The following is an 18050-nucleotide window of genomic DNA, read 5'->3' on the forward strand; positions in this document are numbered from 1 at the left end:
CGCGATGGATCAGGTATATCGTTTTCGCAGCCTTCGGCAGCCCCTACAGAAGATCAAATCAATCTCAACTGTTGTACTGCGCCTTGTAAACCTTCAGCGCATCCAGGCGTTCGCCTTTGAGAGCTTCACCCAGCTCCTGTCCTTTCAAACCCTTCTCGATCAGCGGCTGTACCGACACCGCTCGCGCCGCTTCAGCCGCGCCACGCAGGTAGTTTGCTTGCGGGTAATCGCGTTGCTCAAAGCCGTGGCGGCCTCGGGCGTCCATTTCGCAGGCGATGATGAAATCCTCGAAGCGCTGAGGTCGACGATAGACGTCAAAACTGTGCAGCAAGTCGAGCACTGTCGAAGGCTTCAGCTCTAATGCCCGGTGTCCATGGGTGTGGTACTGGCCAACGAGCAACGCCAACTCCTGACAGTCGCGCGGCACCTTGAAGCGAGTATTTACTTCCTTGATCAAGCGCAAGCCAGTGTGTTCGTGGGCGATATGTCTCGGCCACTCTTCTTCAGGCGTCAGGCCTTTCCCCAAGTCGTGTAGCAAACAGGCCCAGCGCACGCTCAGCGGTTGTTGATGGAGGGCCGCCTGTTGCAGAACGCTCAGCACATGCTCGCCGGTGTCGATTTCCGGGTGATGGGCGGGCGGCTGAGGGACGCCGAACAGTGCGTCCACTTCCGGCATAAGCTCTTTCAGGGCTGCGCAATCACGCAGTACCTTGATGAACACTTGTGGCTGGCTTTCCACGAGGGCGCGGGAAATTTCCTTCCAGCTGCGCTCCGGCGTCAGCGCGTCAAGCTCGCCTGATTCGCTGAGCTGGCGCATCAATTCCAGGGTTTCAGGGGCGATGCTGAAGCCTTCAGGTGCGTAGCGTGCGGCGAAGCGGGCAACGCGCAGTACTCTGAGCGGATCTTCGGCGAAAGCGGGTGAAACGTGGCGTAATATCCGCGCTTCAAGGTCGCGCTGACCGCCATAGGGATCGGTCAGGTTGCCTTCCCTGTCTTCGGCGATAGCGTTGATGGTCAGATCCCGACGGATCAGGTCATCCTCGAGGGTCACGTCCGGGCTGGCATGAAATACAAATCCGCCGTAGCCGCGTCCGCTTTTACGTTCGGTGCGGGCCAGGGCGTATTCCTCGCCCGTCAGTGGATGGAGAAAAACCGGGAAGTCTGTACCCACAGGGCGATAGCCCTTGATCAGCATTTCGTCGGTAGTTGCGCCAACAACCACCCAATCGACATCGGTAACCGGTTTGCCCAGCAGGCGGTCGCGCACGGCGCCACCGACTTTATAGATCTGCATAAAAAACCTCCGTAAGCGCGACAGGATAAACCTTGCATCGCTCTTGCGGAGGTAAAAACGAATCAATAGTCACGGGGTGTTAAATAAATACCCCCATGACGCCCGCTTGCTAGAGATGCACTACCGCCAAATCGAGCCGGGGATATTCACTGTCAGCATGTTCGCCTTTGGGCGGGACATGATGAGTTTTCATGACCTGGTCACCTTGCAGGGTTTCCAGATGGATATCAAAGCCCCAAAGCCGGTGCAGATGTTTAAGTACCTCATCGGTAGATTCACCCAGCGGCTTGCGGTCGTGCTGTTGATGGCGAAGGGTGAGTGAGCGGTCGCCGCGGCGGTCGATGCTGTAAATCTGCACGTTGGGTTCGCGATTGCCCAGGTTGTACTGTGCGGCAAGGGTTTCACGAATGATCCGGTAGCCCGGTTCGTCATGTATTGCAGGCACCAGCAAGTCGTCCTTCTGATCGTCGTCCATGATGCTGAACAGTTTCAGATCACGGATTACCTTGGGTGACAGGTACTGCAGAATAAAGCTCTCGTCCTTGAAACTGCTCATGGCGAACTTCACTGCCGTGAGCCAGTCTGTGCCAGCAATCTCGGGGAACCAGCGGTAATCTTCCTCGGTAGGCTCCTCGCACATACGGCGTATGTCGCGGTACATGGCAAACCCCAGCGTGTAGGGGTTGATGCCGCTGTAGTAAGGGCTGTCGAAACCCGGCTGATAGATGACGCTGGTATGTGAGGTCAGGAACTCCATCATGAAGCCGTCGGTGACCAGGCCTTCGTCATACAGGTCGTTCATCAACGTGTAGTGCCAGAACGTCGCCCAGCCTTCGTTCATGACCTGAGTCTGGCGCTGCGGGTAGAAGTACTGCGCAATCTTGCGCACGATGCGTACGATTTCACGCTGCCATGGCTCCAGCAGCGGTGCGTGTTTTTCGATGAAGTACAGGATGTTTTCCTGCGGTTCGGCGGGGAAGCGAGCGTTGTCCTCTTTACTGTTCTTGTCGGCGTTTTTAGGAATAGTGCGCCACAGATCATTGATCTGTTTCTGTAAGTGCTCTTCCCGATCTTTCTGACGACGGCGTTCCTCTTCGGCAGAGATCGGGTAAGGGCGCTTGTAGCGATCCACGCCGTAGTTCATCAGCGCGTGGCAGGAGTCGAGCAGGTCTTCGACCGCGTCGATGCCGTGGCGCTCTTCGCATTGCATGATGTACTGCTTGGCAAACACCAGGTAATCGATGATCGAGCTGGCGTCGGTCCAGGTCCTGAACAGGTAGTTACCCTTGAAGAAACTGTTGTGCCCATAGCAAGCGTGGGCCACTACCAGTGCCTGCATGCAGATGGTGTTCTCTTCCATCAGGTAAGCGATACACGGGTCAGAGTTGATGACGATTTCGTAGGCCAGACCCATCTGTCCCCGAGAGTAGGATTTCTCTGTGCTCAGAAAGTGTTTGCCGTAGGACCAGTGGTGATAGCCCAAGGGCATACCCACTGAAGCATAGGCATCCATCATCTGTTCAGCCGTGATGACTTCAATCTGGTTGGGATAGGTATCCAGGGCATAGCGCTCCGCGATGCGGCTGATTTCGCGGTCGTAAGCCTGGATAAGTTCGAACGTCCACTCTGAGCCCGTGGACAGGGGTTGGCGCTTCTGCTCTCTAGCGGTCATGTCACTAACCTGCGCTGGAAGAGTTCACGGAATACCGGATAGATATCACCGGCAGAGACCAGCTGCTGCTGGGCAAACGTGTCGGCGAACGCTTCACCGATCCGCTCATATTCGAACCACAAGGCCTGATGTTCACGTGGTGTGATTTCCACGTACGTGTAGTACTGCACAAACGGCATGATCTGCTTGATCAGGATGTCGCGGCAAATGGGCGAGTCGTCGTTCCAGTTGTCGCCGTCGGATGCCTGAGCAGCGTAGATATTCCACTCGTTGGTGGGATAACGCTCCGCCATGATTTCCTGCATCAGCTTGAGGGCGCTGGATACGATGGTGCCGCCGGTTTCCCGCGAATAGAAGAACTCTTCTTCGTCGACTTCCCGGGCGCTGGTGTGATGGCGGATGAACACAACTTCGATCTTGTCGTAGTTACGTTTGAGGAACAGGTACAACAGGATGAAGAAGCGTTTGGCGATATCTTTGGTCGCCTGTGTCATGGAGCCGGAGACGTCCATCAGGCAGAACATCACCGCTTTGGAGCTGGGGTTGGGTTGTTTGACCAGCAGGTTGTACTTGAGGTCGAAGGTGTCCAGATACGGCACGCGCCGGATACGGGCCTTCAGGCGATCGATCTCGACTTCAAGCTCCTGAATGTCGCCGAAGTTGTCGGGCTCTTCACGCTTGAGTCGATCAAGTTCGCTGATCGCCTCTTTGAGTTTGGCCCGGCTGCTGCCGGACAGGGCAATGCGACGCGCGTGAGCGGAACGCAGAGTGCGGATGATATTGATGCGCGAGGGGTTGCCCTCGTTGCTGATCCCGGCGCGCACTGTCTTGAATGTATCGGTGCCGGTCAGATTGCGTTTGACCAGGTTGGGCAGTTCGAGGTCTTCGAACATGAATTCCAGAAACTCTTCCTGAGTAATCTGAAAAACGAACTCATCCATGCCTTCGCCGGAGTTACTGGCTTTGCCCGGCCCTTTTCCTCCACCGCCACCTTGCGGGCGCGCAATGTGCTCACCTGAGGTGAATTCCTTGTTACCAGGGTGAACCACGGTCTGCTTGCCGCCACGACCGTGATGAAGCACCGGTTCGTCGATGTCGCGACCGGGAATGCTGATTTGCTCGCCATGTTCCATATCGGTGATGGAGCGGCGGCTGACGGCTTCTTCGACTGCTTTTTTGATGTGGTCACGGTAACGCCGCAAAAAACGCTGGCGGTTTACCGTGCTCTTGTTCTTGCCATTGAGACGTCGGTCGATCACATAGCTCATCTGGAGCCCTCCGGGCAGCTTCAAGTTATGAGCTGCAAGCTGCAAGTAGAAGCAATCCCGGATATCAGGTTCACACGCCTCTGTCTTGCAGCCTGTAGCTTGACGCTTGTGGCTGCTCTACTGCGACTTCCGGACCCGTAGGTACCATTCGGAAAGAAGCCGTACCTGTTTGTCGGTGTAGCCCCGCTCGACCATTCTGGTAACGAAGTCGTTATGTTTCTGTTGATCCTCCTTGCTGGCTTTCGCGTTGAAGCTGATAACCGGAAGCAGGTCCTCGGTGTTGGAGAACATTTTCTTCTCGATGACTACACGCAGCTTCTCGTAGCTGAGCCAGGTTGGGTTTTTGCCGTTGTTGTTGGCGCGGGCACGCAATACGAAGTTCACGATCTCGTTACGGAAATCCTTCGGATTGCTGATGCCTGCTGGCTTCTCGATTTTTTCCAGTTCTTCGTTCAGGGCTACCCGATTGAGGATCTCTCCTGTTTCCGGATCGCGATACTCCTGATCCTGAATCCAGAAGTCCGCGTACAGCACGTAGCGGTCAAAGATGTTTTGTCCGTATTCGCTGTAGGACTCCAGGTACGCGGTCTGGATTTCCTTACCGATGAACTCGATGTAGCGCGGTGCCAGGTATTCCTTGATGAAGCGCAGATAGCGCTCGCGGGTTTCAGCCTGGAATTGCTCTTGCTCAATCTGCTGCTCCAGCACGTAGAGCAAGTGCACCGGGTTGGCGGCGACCTCATGGGGGTCGAAGTTGAACACCTTGGAGAGGATCTTGAACGCAAAGCGCGTGGACAAGCCGTTCATGCCTTCGTCGACGCCTGCGCTGTCGCGGTACTCCTGAATCGACTTGGCCTTTGGATCGGTATCCTTGAGGTTCTCTCCGTCATACACACGCATCTTGGAATAGATGTTGGAGTTGTCCGGCTCCTTGAGGCGCGACAGGGTGGTGAACTGCGCCAGCATTTTCAGTGTGTCGGGCGCGCAATGGGCTTTGGACAGCGAGCTGTTGAACAGAAGCTTGTCGTAAATCTTGATCTCATCGCTCACACGCAGGCAGTACGGCACCTTGACGATGTAGATCCGGTCGATAAAGGCTTCGTTGTTCTTGTTGTTGCGGAAGCTGTGCCATTCCGATTCGTTGGAGTGGGCCAGCAGAATGCCGGTAAACGGAATCGCGCCCAGGCCTTCGGTACTGTTGTAGTTACCTTCCTGGGTGGCGGTGAGCAGGGGGTGAAGCACCTTGATCGGCGCTTTGAACATTTCGACGAATTCCATCAGGCCCTGGTTGGCCCGGCACAGCGCGCCAGAGTAGCTGTAAGCGTCGGCGTCGTTCTGTGGGTACTCCTCAAGTTTGCGGATATCGACTTTACCCACCAGAGCGGAAATGTCCTGGTTGTTCTCGTCGCCAGGCTCGGTTTTGGCTACGGCGATCTGGTTGAGAATCGATGGATAGAGTTTGACCACTTTGAACTGGCTGATGTCGCCCCCGAACTCAGCCAGACGTTTGGTCGCCCATGGCGACATGATGGTGCTCAGATAGCGACGCGGGATGCCAAAGTCTTCTTCGAGAATCGCACCGTCTTCGGTTGCATTGAACAGCCCGAGCGGAGATTCGAAGACCGGCGAGCCCTTGATCGCGTAGAACGGGACTTTTTCGATCAGTTGTTTGAGTTTTTCAGCCAGCGATGACTTACCGCCACCCACCGGGCCGAGCAGATAAAGGATCTGTTTCTTCTCTTCCAGGCCCTGAGCGGCATGGCGGAAGTACGAGACGATCTGGTCAATGCACTCTTCCATCCCATGGAAGTCGGCAAAGGCCGGGTAACGGCGGATAACCTTGTTGGAAAAGATCCTCGATAGCCTGGAGTTGGTCGAGGTATCAACCAACTCTGGCTCGCCGATAGCAAGCAACAGTCTTTCTGCCGCAGACGCATAGGCGCTGCGATCCTGCTTACAGAGCTCTAGATACTCCTGTAAGGAGAGCTCCTCCTGCCGTGTCGATTCAAAGCGTTGTTGGAAGTGGCTAAAGATACTCATGACGTCACCTCGCTCGATACGTAGAGCCGGCGGCGGATCGTCAGTCGATGTTGGCAGCAGCTGAGGATCCAGATGCCGTTTACCCCCCAAACACCATAAAAGTAACTACCGATGACCCACGCGCCGGTGTACCGGCTCTCCCCTGATTACGGATGGCCTGAGGCTAAGGATAGTTCGGAATCGGAAAGATAAAGAAGGGATGAGCAGAAAGACTGGCTGACCGTCTGTCAGTTAGGCCGCGAACCCGCGCAGGACGCGGGATCAACTGAAATAAAAAATTTTTCTGTCAGCCTTGGGCTGTTTCGCTCGGAAAGGTGCTGCGCCACAGCTCAAAACCACCGTCCATGCTGTAAACGTCTGAGAAACCCTGGTTCACCAGATAGGCAGCAGCGCTCTGGCTGGAGTTGCCGTGGTAGCAGACCACCACGACGGGTTTATCCAGATCTGCATTGCGAATGAAGTCGGCAATGGAATGGTTATCCAGATGCTGGGAGTCGGGGATGTGGTTACCTGCGAAAGCTTGTGGATCGCGAACGTCCACCAGCACTGCACCTTGCTCGCGCAGAGCTTGAGCCTGTTCTGGCGGGATGCGTTTGAATTCGGTCATGGTTGGCTCCTTTGAAGGTTGTCTGGGGGCTGATTCTGCAGGCGCTGTCGAAGGCTGGGAATGGGGGTGTGCAGATATGCCGCTTTCGCAGCCTTCAGCGGCTCCTACAGTTAGTTGCATTAAGTTTAGCGCCTGATCACGCCCGTCGGGTCATGCAGAATGGTCCGGGTCGCCCCGGATTCGGCATTGCCGTGATCATCGCAGTCGCAAAGATACCGCTCCAGGGTATCGACGTTAAGCATCGTCATCGCCGAGCCCCATACACAGCCGGTGTCCAGGGCGTAAACATTGGGCTCATCGCAACGGCCCTCCAGCGCGGCCCAGTGACCGAAGATGATTTTCACATCGCGTGTCCTGCGGTCCTGATGCTTGAACCATGGTGCATAGCCGGGCAGGGCGGTCTCGACGCCTTCCTTGCCTTTGAGGTCCAGCTTGCCGTCGCTGGTGCAGAATCGCATGCGGGTGAAATAATTGGTGATGACCCGCAGTCGGGCAACGCCATGCAGGTCGCTGTCCCACTTGTTTGGCTCGTTGCCATACATTCCGTCAAGGAAAGGCTGATAGAGGGCATCATCGAGCAAAGCAGCTTCAACCTCAGCGGCGAGCTTTAGGGCTTTCTTCAATGACCACTGTGGAGGGATCCCTGCGTGGGCCATTGCAACGTTGCGCTCGGCATCGTAGTGCAGCAGTTTCTGCTGACGCACCCATTGCAGCAGATCGTCGCGATCAGGTGCCTGGAGAATGTCGCGCAGGGTATCGCCTTTCTTCAGGCGCTCGATACTGCGTGAAGCAGCGAGCATATGCAGATCGTGGTTGCCGAGCACGCAGGTGACTGAGTCGCGGATGCTGTACAGAAAGCGCAGGGTTTCCAGTGACTGAGGCCCGCGGTTGACCAGATCGCCCACCAGCCATAGACGATCCCTGGCCGGGTCGAAATTCACATGTTCCAGCAGGCATTGCAGCGGTTCGAGGCAACCTTGCAGGTCACCAACGGCATATACCGCCATCAGTGAAGAGACCCTGGTACCGCTAGGCGAAACGGTGCGATGACCGCATCAAAGCGTTTGCCGTCGTCAGCGAGCATTTGATACGTGCCCTGCATGTTGCCGACTTTGGTCGTCATGACGGTGCCGCTGCTGTAGGTATGGCTCTTACCTGCATCAATCAACGGCTGTTGCCCTACAACGCCCTCGCCGCGGACTTCTTCGACGTGGCCATCGCCATCGGTGATGACCCAGTGTCGGGACATCAGTTTGGCAGGGAGATCGCCACTGTTGTGCACGGTGACGGTGTAGGCAAAGGCAAAGCGATTCTGTTCGGGTTGTGACTGCTCTGCCAGGAAGCGGGTGACGACACTGACGTCGACCTGGTATCGGGGATCGGGCATGCGTTAGGCCTTGGAAGCGGATGCGGATAAAATCGGAAAGCCGGTGGAATCAGTCTAGGACATGTAAACGATAAATGACCAATCGGACTTTGATCATCTACATGCCCTGCAAGCTTAGGCCTGGTCCGGTTTCTCGCTGAGCTTGTCCGCAAGGCGAACGAACGCGGCCAGATCCAGTTGCTCGGGGCGCAAGCTGCCATCGACGCCAGCGGCGGTAATTTCATCGCTGCTGAGCAGCAGCTTGAGTGTGTTACGCAGTGTCTTGCGGCGCTGGTTGAACGCTTCACGCACTACGCGCTCAAGCAGGCGGTGATCCTTGGCCGGGTGCGGCAGTGTTTCATGAGGCACCAGGCGAACAATCGCCGAGTCGACTTTAGGCGGGGGGTTGAAAGCGCCCGGACCGACATTGAACAGATGCTCTACCCGGCAGTGGTACTGAACCATGATCGAAAGGCGACCGTAGTCACCGCCACCAGGCACCGCAGCCATCCGCTCAACTACTTCCTTCTGCAACATGAAGTGCATGTCACGAATCAGGTTCGCGTTGTGCAGCAGGTGGAAAATCAATGGCGTGGAGATGTTGTATGGCAGGTTACCGACCACGCGCAGGCTGTTGGCCGGCGCGTTGAGGCTGGTGAAGTCGAACTTCAGTGCATCGCCCTGATGCAGGTTGAAGTTGGGCTTGTTGCCAAACTGGTGGATCAGGATCGGGATCAGGTCTTTGTCCAGTTCCACGACGTCCAGTTGTGCGCCGCTGCCGAGCAGGCCCTGAGTCAGGGCTCCCTGCCCAGGCCCGATCTCAAGGAGGCGATCTTCCGGGCGAGCACGGATGGCTCGCAGGATCTTGTCGATCACACCCGCATCATGCAGAAAGTTTTGTCCGAAGCGCTTGCGCGCCTTGTGTTGGAATTGCTCGGTCATGAATGAGTCTCGGCCATCTGGTAGGCGGTTTCCAGAGCGACTCGCAGACTGCCAGTGTCGATGTTGCCGGTACCTGCCAGATCCAGCGCAGTGCCGTGATCGACAGAAGTACGAACAATCGGCAGGCCGAGGGTCACATTGACGGCAGCGCCGAAGCCTTTGTATTTGAGTACAGGCAAGCCTTGGTCGTGGTACATCGCCAGCACTGCGTCGCAGTGCTCCAGATATTTGGGGGTAAATAGAGTGTCGGCTGGCAGTGGCCCGCGTAGATCCAGGCCCTCGCTGCGCAGACGCTCCAAAGCAGGTTCAATGATGTCGATTTCTTCGCGCCCCAGATGCCCGCTTTCGCCTGCATGGGGGTTTAGCCCGCAGACCAGAATGCGCGGACGGGCAATGCCGAACTTGTGTACCAGATCCGCGTGCAGGATGCGTGTCACGCGCTCCAGGCGTTCAGCGGTAATGGCGTCGGCTACTTCGCGCAGTGGAAGGTGAGTGGTGACCAGTGCAACACGCAGATTGCCGGTCGCCAGCATCATCACCACTTGCTCGGTCTCGGTCAGTTCAGCAAGAAACTCGGTATGGCCTGAAAAGGCGATGCCGCTTTCGTTGATCACGCCTTTGTGCACCGGGGCGGTGATCATCCCGGCGAAGAGGCCGTCCATGCAGCCTTGGCCCGCGCGGGTCAGGGTTTGCAGGACGAACGCGCCATTGGCTTTGTTCAGTTGACCTGCGATCACCGGTTCCTGCAGTGGCGTATCCCAGACGTAAAGGCTGCCAGCGGGAGCTGCTGTGTCCGGGAACGCATCTGGCGTTACGTTGATCAGATCAACAGCCACGCCTAACTGCGTGGCCCGCTCGGAGAGCAGGTCACGGTTGGTGATTGCAATAAGGGGGTATGGCTGAGGCTGCGTGGCGAGCAGCAGGCAAAGGTCGGGACCAATGCCGGCCGGCTCGCCGGGTGTCAGTGCAAAACGCTTGGGTTTCACTGAGCAGCCTGGGCTGCGCCAGGGAGTTTGATCTCGACGTAGGCTTCGTCACGGATCTGACGCAACCAGGTTTGCAGCTCTTCGTCATACTTGCGGTTGCGCAATACCATCAGGGCCTGCTGGTCGCGTGCCTGACTGGTAGCGTCCGTGGCGCGACGGCCCAGAACTTCCAGTACGTGCCAGCCATAGGCAGTCTTGAACGGCTTGGACAAGGTGCCTTGTGGCGTGTCGTTCATGACCTGACGAAACTCCGGAACCAACGAGTTCGGGTCTACCCAGTTCAGGTCGCCACCGTTGAGTGCCGAGCCTGGATCTTCCGAAAAGCTTTTTGCAAGATCGGCGAAGTTATCGCCATTCTCTATGCGGTCGTAGATTTTTTGCGCCAGACGCCTGGTCTCTTCTTCGCTACGAATTTCGCTCGGCTTGATCAGGATATGACGCACGTGTACTTCGTCGCGCATCTGTGCCTGACCCTGGCCGCCACGTTTTTCCAGTAGCTTGAGGATAATGAAGCCGCCAGGAGTTCGGGCCGGAGGCGTAATGTCGCCAACCGGCATCGAACCCAGCATGTCGCCAAATGGAGGTGGCAGTTGAGCTGCTTTACGCCAGCCCATGTCGCCGCCTTCAAGTGCGCTTTCGCTGGCTGAGTTGGCAATTGCCGCCTGACCGAAGTCAGCGCCTTGCTTGAGCTTGCTGTACAGATCCTGTGCCTTGCGAGCTGCCGCCTGAATCTGATCCGACGATGCGCTGTCGGGTGTAGGAATCAGGATGTTTGCCAAATGAAACTCTTCGGACAACTGAGCCTTGCCCAAGTCGGAAGCGAGGAAGTTTTTTACTTCCTGCTCCGACACCTGAATACGCTCGGCTACACGGCGTTGACGTACCCGGCTGATGATCATTTCCCGACGAACCTGCTCGCGAGCGTCGTTATAGGAGAGACCGTCATGGGCCAACGCGGCGCGGAATTGTTCCACGCTCATGTTGTTACGTTCAGCAATGGTGCCGATCGCCTGGTTCAGCTCTTCATCAGTGATGCGAATACCGGCGCGGTCGCCCAGTTGCAGTTGCAGGTTTTCCAGAATCAGACGTTCCAGAACCTGTGGCTGCAGTGCCTCGGCGGGCGGAACACCCGAGCCGCGTTTGGCGATGGTCTGTTGAACTTCGCGGACACGTTGGTCTACTTGGCTCTTCATGATCACGTCGTTATCGACGATGGCCGCCACACTGTCCAGTTGCTGGACTGCAGCATTCGCTGCAGTCCCCAGGAACAACGCGCCCAGCAACAGCGGGCGCAGACAATCAGAAAGCTTGGTCTTCACGTTCACGATAACCTTCGATGCCTTTGTCGAGGAAACTTTCTACTTTGGCGCCGGTAACGCCACCAAGTCCCTTCAACACAATTTGTAGGAATACGCCATGGTCGCCTTTTTCGTTCTCTGGCTCGTTCTGGCTGTATTCGTCGTAATCAATCCAGTAACGGCTGATCAGGCGTAGTTTCCAGCAGCAGTTGTCATATTCGAAGCCGCCAAAAGCATCGATCGTGCGATTGCGGTTGTAATCAAACTGCCAGCGGCTGATTGCGTTCCACTGAGGAACGATTGGCCAGATGACCGAGAAGTCATGTTGCTGGATCTTGTAGTAGTCCTTCACGTAGCCCGGTTGTCCCGGAGTGCCGTAATCCCCACCACCCACGTTCCACCGACCGGTGTTCTGGTCATAGCGGACCAGGTCATTACGGTAGCGGTAGCCCAGGTTGACAACCTTGTTTACGTTGTCTTCTGGCTGGTAGTGGAACATGGCACTGCCGGAGCGAGTGCTGTGGCTATCCGGATCCCAGTTGAAGTCGGAATTGAAGCGCCAGTCGCGGTTGAAACGGTATTCATATTCCAGCGCGTATGGCGACACATTTGCCTGGGCGTCGTCGCGGGTTCTCCAGTCGACGCCTGGAAGCTGAACGCGACGATCCTTGAAGTAGAGCGCTTGGCCGATGCTGAAACGCTGACGTTCGAAACCGTTGTCTTCAATCCAGCGATTAGTTACGCCCAGCGACAGTTTGTTCTCGTCACCGATGCGGTCAGAGCCTACAAAGCGGTTGTCGCGGAACAGCGAGCCATAATTGAACGTGGTCTCAGAGCTGTCGAACACCGGGATATCGGTCTGGTCTTTCTCGGGAACATAGAGATAGAAAAGGCGCGGCTCCAGGGTCTGGCGATAGTTTGTGCCGAACAACTGGGTGTTGCGGTCGAAGTACAGGCCGCTGTCGACACTGAATACAGGAACGCTACGGCTTTCGCTGCTGTTGTATTCCTCATCAGCCAGCAGGCTTTGCTTGCCCCTGCCGTCCAGATCCAGATCGTACTGGGTATAGACGTATTTCAGTTTTGGCGTCAGGAAGCCATACGACCAGTTCATGGGCAGGCTGACTGACGGTGCCAGATTCAGGCGATCACCGTTGGCGCGCGCAAGACCTTGTACGTTTTGGTCGAGACGGCGTTCGATGTTTCCATCTCTGTTCACGAAATTGCCGGTTTCAAGGTCCCGGTCAAAACGTACGGCTTCAGTCTCATAGTCAAACTGCAAGCCTGCCGGGTGGTACGGCAGAGAACCTTTGAAGGTGATCTGCGGCAAGCGGTTGTACGGTGTGATATCCGAAATCGTCGCCAGCTTGTAGGCCTGGGCATTGAGCCGAGCCGTGAAGGTATCGCCACGGTAGGTCAGAGCGCCCTGCTGGTTGAGGTAGTTGCGGGACTCAACACCGATCTGATCGGTTTCCAGATCCTGGAAGTAATACGGATCACTGATGTCGGTGTAGTCAACTTCGGTCAGCCAACGGGAATCCAGGCCACCCTTGTGCTGCCAGTTGAGCATCCAGCGAGTGTCTTCGTAATCTGTTTGCAGTTTACGCTCGTCATCATCGTCATTGAGGTACGCGCCGCCAAACTGACCTTCGCTGGTTTTGGTCAGGTAGCGGAATTCGCCTTCCATCAACATGCCACGCTTGGACATGTAACGAGGATAGAGCGTGGCATCGTAGTTCGGTGCCAGGTTGAAGTAGTAAGGCGTGACCAGCATCAGGCCGGTGTCGCTGCTGGTGCCGATGGACGGCGGCAGGAAGCCTGACTGACGACGGTCATCGATCGGGAAGTAGATATACGGGGTGTAGAACACCGGTATGTCTTTAACCCGAAGGGTGGCGTTGGTCGCAGTACCGAAACCGGTGGCCGGGTTCAGCGTGATGTTGTTACCTTTGAGCGTCCAGGCATTGCTGCTCGGTTCGCACGTGGTGTACGTACCGTCCTTGAGGCGAATAATCGCGTTCTCGGCACGCTTGGCGTACAGGGCGTTACCGCGCACGTTCGACTTGTGCAGCACGTACTCGGCGTTATCGATCTGCGCTTCGCCGGTGTCCAGCTGCAACTGGGCACGGTCGCCGACGATGAGTGCGCCGTTGTCGCGCATGCGAACATCACCGTTCAACTCGCCGCGGTTCTCAGCCTGATACAGGTTGGCCTCCTGGGCCTGTACCTGCATGCTGCCCTGGCGCATGACGACGTCACCGGCCAGCGAGGCGATCTGTTCTTCTTGCTGATAACGAGAGGCCTTGGCACCGATGAACATCGGAGCCTCTTTCATTGGCGTCTTGTCATCCATGCCAGGACGGATCGGCTCGACATAGGCCCCGGAGCAGTAAGGCCCGGTTTCTGCCAGCTGCGCAGGCGTCAGGCTTTCGCGAGGAACCCAGTCCAGGTGGCTGTAGTCAGCACTACGCGACTTGAGGCCGCGCCCTTTGGCTTCGGTCACCAACTGGGTCTTGGCCACGGCCGGTTCGCTGGTGGAGCTACTGTCCGACGTAACCGTGCCATTGGAGCTGACCGACGTAGCGCTATGCACTGGACGCGGAGGCAGCTCGACTGCATTGGTTTTCGGCGCACAATTCCAGGCACCCGAAGCAGAGACTGAGCAGTCATACTGTTCCGCGGCAACCACGAACTGAGTGGCTAGAGGTTGCATCGCCAGCAAACTGCCGGTTACGAGCAACGGAAATTTTTTACGAAACGCGGGGGATTTCAATGCCATCTTATTAGTCCGGGCTTCCTGCGCGCCATCTGCCCGCGGGGGGGCCGCACGCCTCTCGATGGGCTGAAAAAGATGTCGGATAATAAAGCATGACCCGCTTGACGGCTAGCGCCGTCGGAGACCCTTGCAATGCCAGATCAAGATGTACGCCTGCAACACCTGAAAACTTGGCTCGATGAGCAGCTTCCTGCGCTCTTCCTGGCTCAAGGATGGGGCGCGATACCCCCGGCCACATTGACTGCGGCCAGTAGCGATGCCAGTTTCCGACGTTATTTTCGTTGGGAGGGCGGTGAGCGAACTTTTATTGTGATGGACGCTCCTCCACCTCAGGAAAACTGTAAACCGTTTGTAGATATCGCTCATTTGTTAGCCAGATCAGGGATTAATGTTCCTGAAATTTATGCCGAAGATCTCGCTCAAGGCTTTTTACTGCTGAACGATCTCGGACGAAAAACCTATCTCGACGTTATTGACGAGCACAATGCGGACTCGCTGTTTGCCGATGCTTTTGATGCGCTGCTGGCTTATCAGCAGTTGCCGATGGATGCGCCGCTACCCAGTTATGACGTCGCCTTGCTACGTCGCGAACTTGAGTTGTTTCCTGAGTGGTATGTCCGCAAGCATCTTGGAATCGAGTTTGACCAACAACAGCTCGCGAGCTGGCAGCGTGTCAGTGACCTGTTGATCGAGAGCGCGCTGGCGCAGCCCAAAGTGCTGGTGCATCGCGACTTTATGCCTCGGAATCTGATGCTCAGCGAACCCAATCCGGGAGTGCTGGATTTCCAGGATGCGGTCTACGGGCCGGTCACTTACGACGTGACATGCCTGTTCAAAGACGCATTTCTGAGCTGGCCTGAGGAGCGTGTCCACGCGTGGCTGAAGAGTTACTGGGACAAGGCGCGTGGGCTGGGCATTCCCGTTCAGGACGATTTCGAGGCATTCATGCGTGCTAGCGATCTGATGGGCGTGCAGCGGCATTTGAAAGTCATCGGTATCTTCGCCCGTATTTGCCATCGTGACGGCAAACCTCGCTATCTGACGGATGTCCCGCGCTTCTTCGCTTATATAGAGGCCGTACTGAAGCGGCGTCCCGAATTGGCTGAATTGGCAGATCTGCTGAGCAGCCTTCAGCGACCGGTAGGCGGATCAGTCTGAATCGCTTCGCGAAATTAGAGTCGTTACTAAAATAAGGTTATCGATTGTGTTGAAGAGACTGGCATGAAAGCGATGATTCTCGCAGCAGGAAAAGGCGAGCGAATGCGCCCGCTGACACTGCACACACCCAAGCCGTTGGTCAGGGCAGGCGGCGTGCCGCTGATTGAGTACCACCTTCAAGCCTTGCGCGATGCAGGGTTTCATGACGTGGTGATCAACCACGCGTGGCTCGGGCAGCAGATTGAAGATTATCTGGGTGACGGTCAGCGTTTAGGGCTGCGCATTGCTTATTCGCCTGAAGGCGAGCCGCTGGAAACGGGAGGCGGAATTTTGCGCGCGTTGCCGCTGCTGGGTGACCAGCCTTTTGTGGTTGTGAGTGCGGATGTATGGACCGACTACGACTTCAATGCGTTGCGTGTCCCTCTTGCCGGTCTGGCTCATTTGGTATTGATCGATAATCCGGCGCACCACCCGGAGGGCGACTTTTCGTTGATCGACGGGCAGGTTCGTAATTCCAGCGATGCCGGTACCAGGCTTACCTACAGCGGCATCGCCGTTCTTCATCCGAAACTGTTTGCTGGCTGCCGGGAAGGGGCTTTCAAGCTCGCGCCGCTGCTGCGCGAAGCGATGGACCGGGGGCAGGTGACCGGTGAGCACTTCACCGGACGCTGGGTAGATGTCGGCACCCACGAGCGTCTTGCTCAGGTCGAGCAGTTGCTCGCGGCGGGCCGCTGAATGCTTTGGCCATCCACTCTTTTAGGTGCCGGAGCCGGGTTCGCCATTGCCAGTATTCCGGGTGCTTTGCTGGGTGCATTGTTGGGTCAGGCGCTGGATCGACGTCTGGCGCTGCAAAGCTGGGCGCAACTGCGTGAACGGATGAGGGGGCGAGTTGCGCTGCGCGATGATGAGTTGCTGTTCGTGTTGCTGGGGCGACTGGCCAAAAGTGACGGCCGGGTGGTGGAGCAGCACATTCAGCAAGCCCGCGTTGAAATGCGTCGCATGGGCATGAGCGAACCTGCTCAGCGCAGGGCTATTGCAGCTTTCAATCGTGGCAAGGAGGGGGGCGATAATCTTCGCGGTTATCTGCGTCGGCTGGCGCCTCAGCCTCATACGGCTGAAGGTCTGCTGCGAGCCTGTTGGCGCATGGCGTGGGCCAACGGTAAACCTTCACGGGGCGAACGAGACCTGATCATTTGGTGGGGTAAATGGCTAGGCTGGTCGGCAGCCAGGGTTGACTCTTTGGCCGCCGAGCACGAGGACGCTCCCCGAAAACCGCTGGGTAACAACGGTAACGATTACCAGGCGGCTTTGAAGCTGCTCGGTGTGCAGGCCGATACCGAGCCTGCGCATGTAAAGCGCGCCTATCGCCGTCTGCTCAGTCGGCATCACCCGGATAAAGTGGCTGGTTCAGGCGCGAGTCAGGTACTGGTGCGTGATGCGACTGACCGGACTCAGGATTTGCATAACGCTTATAAAGTGATCAGGGCGCGGCGCGGGTTTTGATCATGGTGTTGTGCTTTATTCTGTGGGAGCGGTGCTTGCTAGCGATACATGAGACGCAGTAAGACGACACACCGCGTTATCGTTTATCGTCGGAATGCCGCCCAGACCAAGCACCGCTCCCACAGGTGCAGCATTTGCGCTCCGTCAATCATCTTTACTGCGCCTCAACCCATCCGCGAACTCTGCGGAACATTTGTTCCTGTTCGGCCGCGAAGTTGCCTGGAATTGCAGTAAGCGGAATCTGGCTATACCCCGGCCCTTTTGTCCGCTTGCTAATCTGCAAGCGTTCAACAGCTGCTTTGTGGGTGGCGTCCTTATAAATGAAGTCAGAGGTTTTCACTTTAAGGCTCGGTATCAGTTCGGTCAGCAGCGGCTTGGCGTCCGCAGGCTCTCGCGCCGTGACCATGGCGAATTTCTGTACCAGTGGCGCCGGGCGTTCGCTCAGATAGCGTGCTGCCCAGTAGGCGCCGCTGCCATGACCGAGCAGCACGATGCTGCGGGCCTTGTTCTGTTGAGCGAAGCTGATGCCGCTTTCAATACGGGCGAAAATGCGTTCGGCCTGGGCGTTTGCCTGTTCTTCAGCCGCGGCGGCTCTTGCGGTTGCGGCAGCGGCTTCTTTTTCTGCCGCTGCTGCCTTGTCAGCTTCGCTGGCCGCTGCGTCCTTGGGAGCTTCTTTAGGTTTTTCGGCCGCGCTGGCATCGGTGGGCGCAGACTCCGCTTCACGTGCCTGGTTGTAGTCAGCCAGTTGATCGGGCATGGTCAGGCTCAGGCTGGCCCAACCGATATCCGGAAACTTGCGACGTAGCGGGCCTACTGTATCCGGTGAGTCTGCCGACTCGTCCGCACCGGGAATAATAATCACCGCGCCTTTGGGGTCTTCAGTGTTGGCGGGTTTCCACAAGGCGAGGAAACTGTCTTCGCCGGCCTGTAACTGCTGCTGATCTGCAACGGGCAAACGCCCTTCAAGGGCCAGCGCGTCTTCTTGGGTGCGCGGTAACAGTGGCGCACGTTCTACCGCAGGTTCGGTTGCAGCATCTTTTGCAGGAGCGGGTTCAGCCGCCATGACAGGCAACGCGCAAGGTAGTATCAGCGCCAGGCAGAGCGAAGGAAGCGTTGCGCGAAATGTGTAGGACATTGGAT

The 18050-nt window shown here is 56.9% G+C and carries 15 protein-coding genes; 3 read left to right on the plus strand and 12 right to left on the minus strand.

Going from position 1 to position 18050, the window contains the following annotated elements; all coding sequences use genetic code 11:
• Positions 1-64 precede the first annotated feature (64 nt).
• The 11 genes from AUC60_RS14725 to AUC60_RS14775 form a co-directional block, all read right to left on the minus strand.
• Positions 65-1294, minus strand: coding sequence for a multifunctional CCA addition/repair protein (locus tag AUC60_RS14725; protein ID WP_087268653.1), 1230 nt, complete (start codon positions 1292-1294; stop codon positions 65-67).
• A 109-nt stretch (positions 1295-1403) separates the two neighbouring features.
• Complete coding sequence (locus tag AUC60_RS14730) at positions 1404-2966, minus strand: SpoVR family protein (protein WP_087268656.1); 1563 nt, start codon at positions 2964-2966, stop codon at positions 1404-1406.
• Positions 2963-4234 (minus strand): YeaH/YhbH family protein, encoded by a 1272-nt coding sequence (locus AUC60_RS14735; RefSeq protein ID WP_087268659.1) that lies wholly within the window; start codon positions 4232-4234, stop codon positions 2963-2965. Before AUC60_RS14735 ends, AUC60_RS14730 begins: the two co-directional genes overlap by 4 nt.
• 117 nt (positions 4235-4351) lie before the next feature.
• Positions 4352-6274, minus strand: a complete 1923-nt coding sequence (locus AUC60_RS14740) for a PrkA family serine protein kinase (RefSeq protein WP_087268663.1) — start codon at positions 6272-6274, stop codon at positions 4352-4354.
• 286 nt (positions 6275-6560) lie between these two features.
• Positions 6561-6881: a thiosulfate sulfurtransferase GlpE gene (glpE, locus tag AUC60_RS14745; RefSeq protein ID WP_087268666.1), complete on the minus strand. Its 321-nt coding sequence runs from the start codon at positions 6879-6881 to the stop codon at positions 6561-6563.
• A 125-nt stretch (positions 6882-7006) separates the two neighbouring features.
• Positions 7007-7888 carry a symmetrical bis(5'-nucleosyl)-tetraphosphatase gene (locus AUC60_RS14750; RefSeq protein ID WP_087268668.1) on the minus strand — a complete coding sequence of 294 codons (882 nt, stop codon included), beginning with the start codon at positions 7886-7888 and terminating at the stop codon, positions 7007-7009.
• Positions 7888-8268 (minus strand): Co2+/Mg2+ efflux protein ApaG, encoded by a 381-nt coding sequence (gene apaG, locus AUC60_RS14755; protein ID WP_087268671.1) that lies wholly within the window; start codon positions 8266-8268, stop codon positions 7888-7890. Before apaG ends, AUC60_RS14750 begins: the two co-directional genes overlap by 1 nt.
• 114 nt (positions 8269-8382) lie before the next feature.
• The gene (rsmA, locus tag AUC60_RS14760; protein WP_087268674.1) at positions 8383-9189 is read right to left on the minus strand and encodes a 16S rRNA (adenine(1518)-N(6)/adenine(1519)-N(6))-dimethyltransferase RsmA; all 807 of its coding nucleotides are present in this window, start codon (positions 9187-9189) and stop codon (positions 8383-8385) included.
• Complete coding sequence (gene pdxA / locus AUC60_RS14765; protein ID WP_087268676.1) at positions 9186-10175, minus strand: 4-hydroxythreonine-4-phosphate dehydrogenase PdxA; 990 nt, start codon at positions 10173-10175, stop codon at positions 9186-9188. Before pdxA ends, rsmA begins: the two co-directional genes overlap by 4 nt.
• The gene (gene surA, locus AUC60_RS14770; protein WP_167384353.1) at positions 10172-11494 is read right to left on the minus strand and encodes a peptidylprolyl isomerase SurA; all 1323 of its coding nucleotides are present in this window, start codon (positions 11492-11494) and stop codon (positions 10172-10174) included. Before surA ends, pdxA begins: the two co-directional genes overlap by 4 nt.
• Positions 11475-14252 (minus strand): LPS-assembly protein LptD, encoded by a 2778-nt coding sequence (locus AUC60_RS14775; protein ID WP_087268682.1) that lies wholly within the window; start codon positions 14250-14252, stop codon positions 11475-11477. The genes surA and AUC60_RS14775 overlap by 20 nt, the downstream gene beginning before the upstream one ends.
• A gap of 129 nt (positions 14253-14381) precedes the next feature.
• Here AUC60_RS14775 and AUC60_RS14780 point away from each other — a divergent pair, with 129 nt between their 5' ends.
• From AUC60_RS14780 to AUC60_RS14790, 3 genes are all read left to right on the plus strand, one after another.
• Positions 14382-15407 (plus strand): aminoglycoside phosphotransferase family protein, encoded by a 1026-nt coding sequence (locus AUC60_RS14780; protein WP_087268685.1) that lies wholly within the window; start codon positions 14382-14384, stop codon positions 15405-15407.
• Between the two features lie 63 nt (positions 15408-15470).
• Positions 15471-16142 (plus strand): N-acetylmuramate alpha-1-phosphate uridylyltransferase MurU, encoded by a 672-nt coding sequence (gene murU / locus AUC60_RS14785; protein ID WP_087268688.1) that lies wholly within the window; start codon positions 15471-15473, stop codon positions 16140-16142.
• Positions 16143-16910: a TerB family tellurite resistance protein gene (locus AUC60_RS14790; RefSeq protein WP_087268691.1), complete on the plus strand. Its 768-nt coding sequence runs from the start codon at positions 16143-16145 to the stop codon at positions 16908-16910.
• Positions 16911-17064: 154 nt separating this feature from the next.
• On the opposite strand, the gene AUC60_RS14795 is transcribed toward AUC60_RS14790, so the two are convergent.
• The gene (locus tag AUC60_RS14795; protein ID WP_087268694.1) at positions 17065-18045 is read right to left on the minus strand and encodes an alpha/beta hydrolase family protein; all 981 of its coding nucleotides are present in this window, start codon (positions 18043-18045) and stop codon (positions 17065-17067) included.
• Positions 18046-18050 lie beyond the last annotated feature (5 nt).

It is taken from the genome of Pseudomonas caspiana, assembly GCF_002158995.1.
GTDB classification, from domain to species: domain Bacteria; phylum Pseudomonadota; class Gammaproteobacteria; order Pseudomonadales; family Pseudomonadaceae; genus Aquipseudomonas; species Aquipseudomonas caspiana.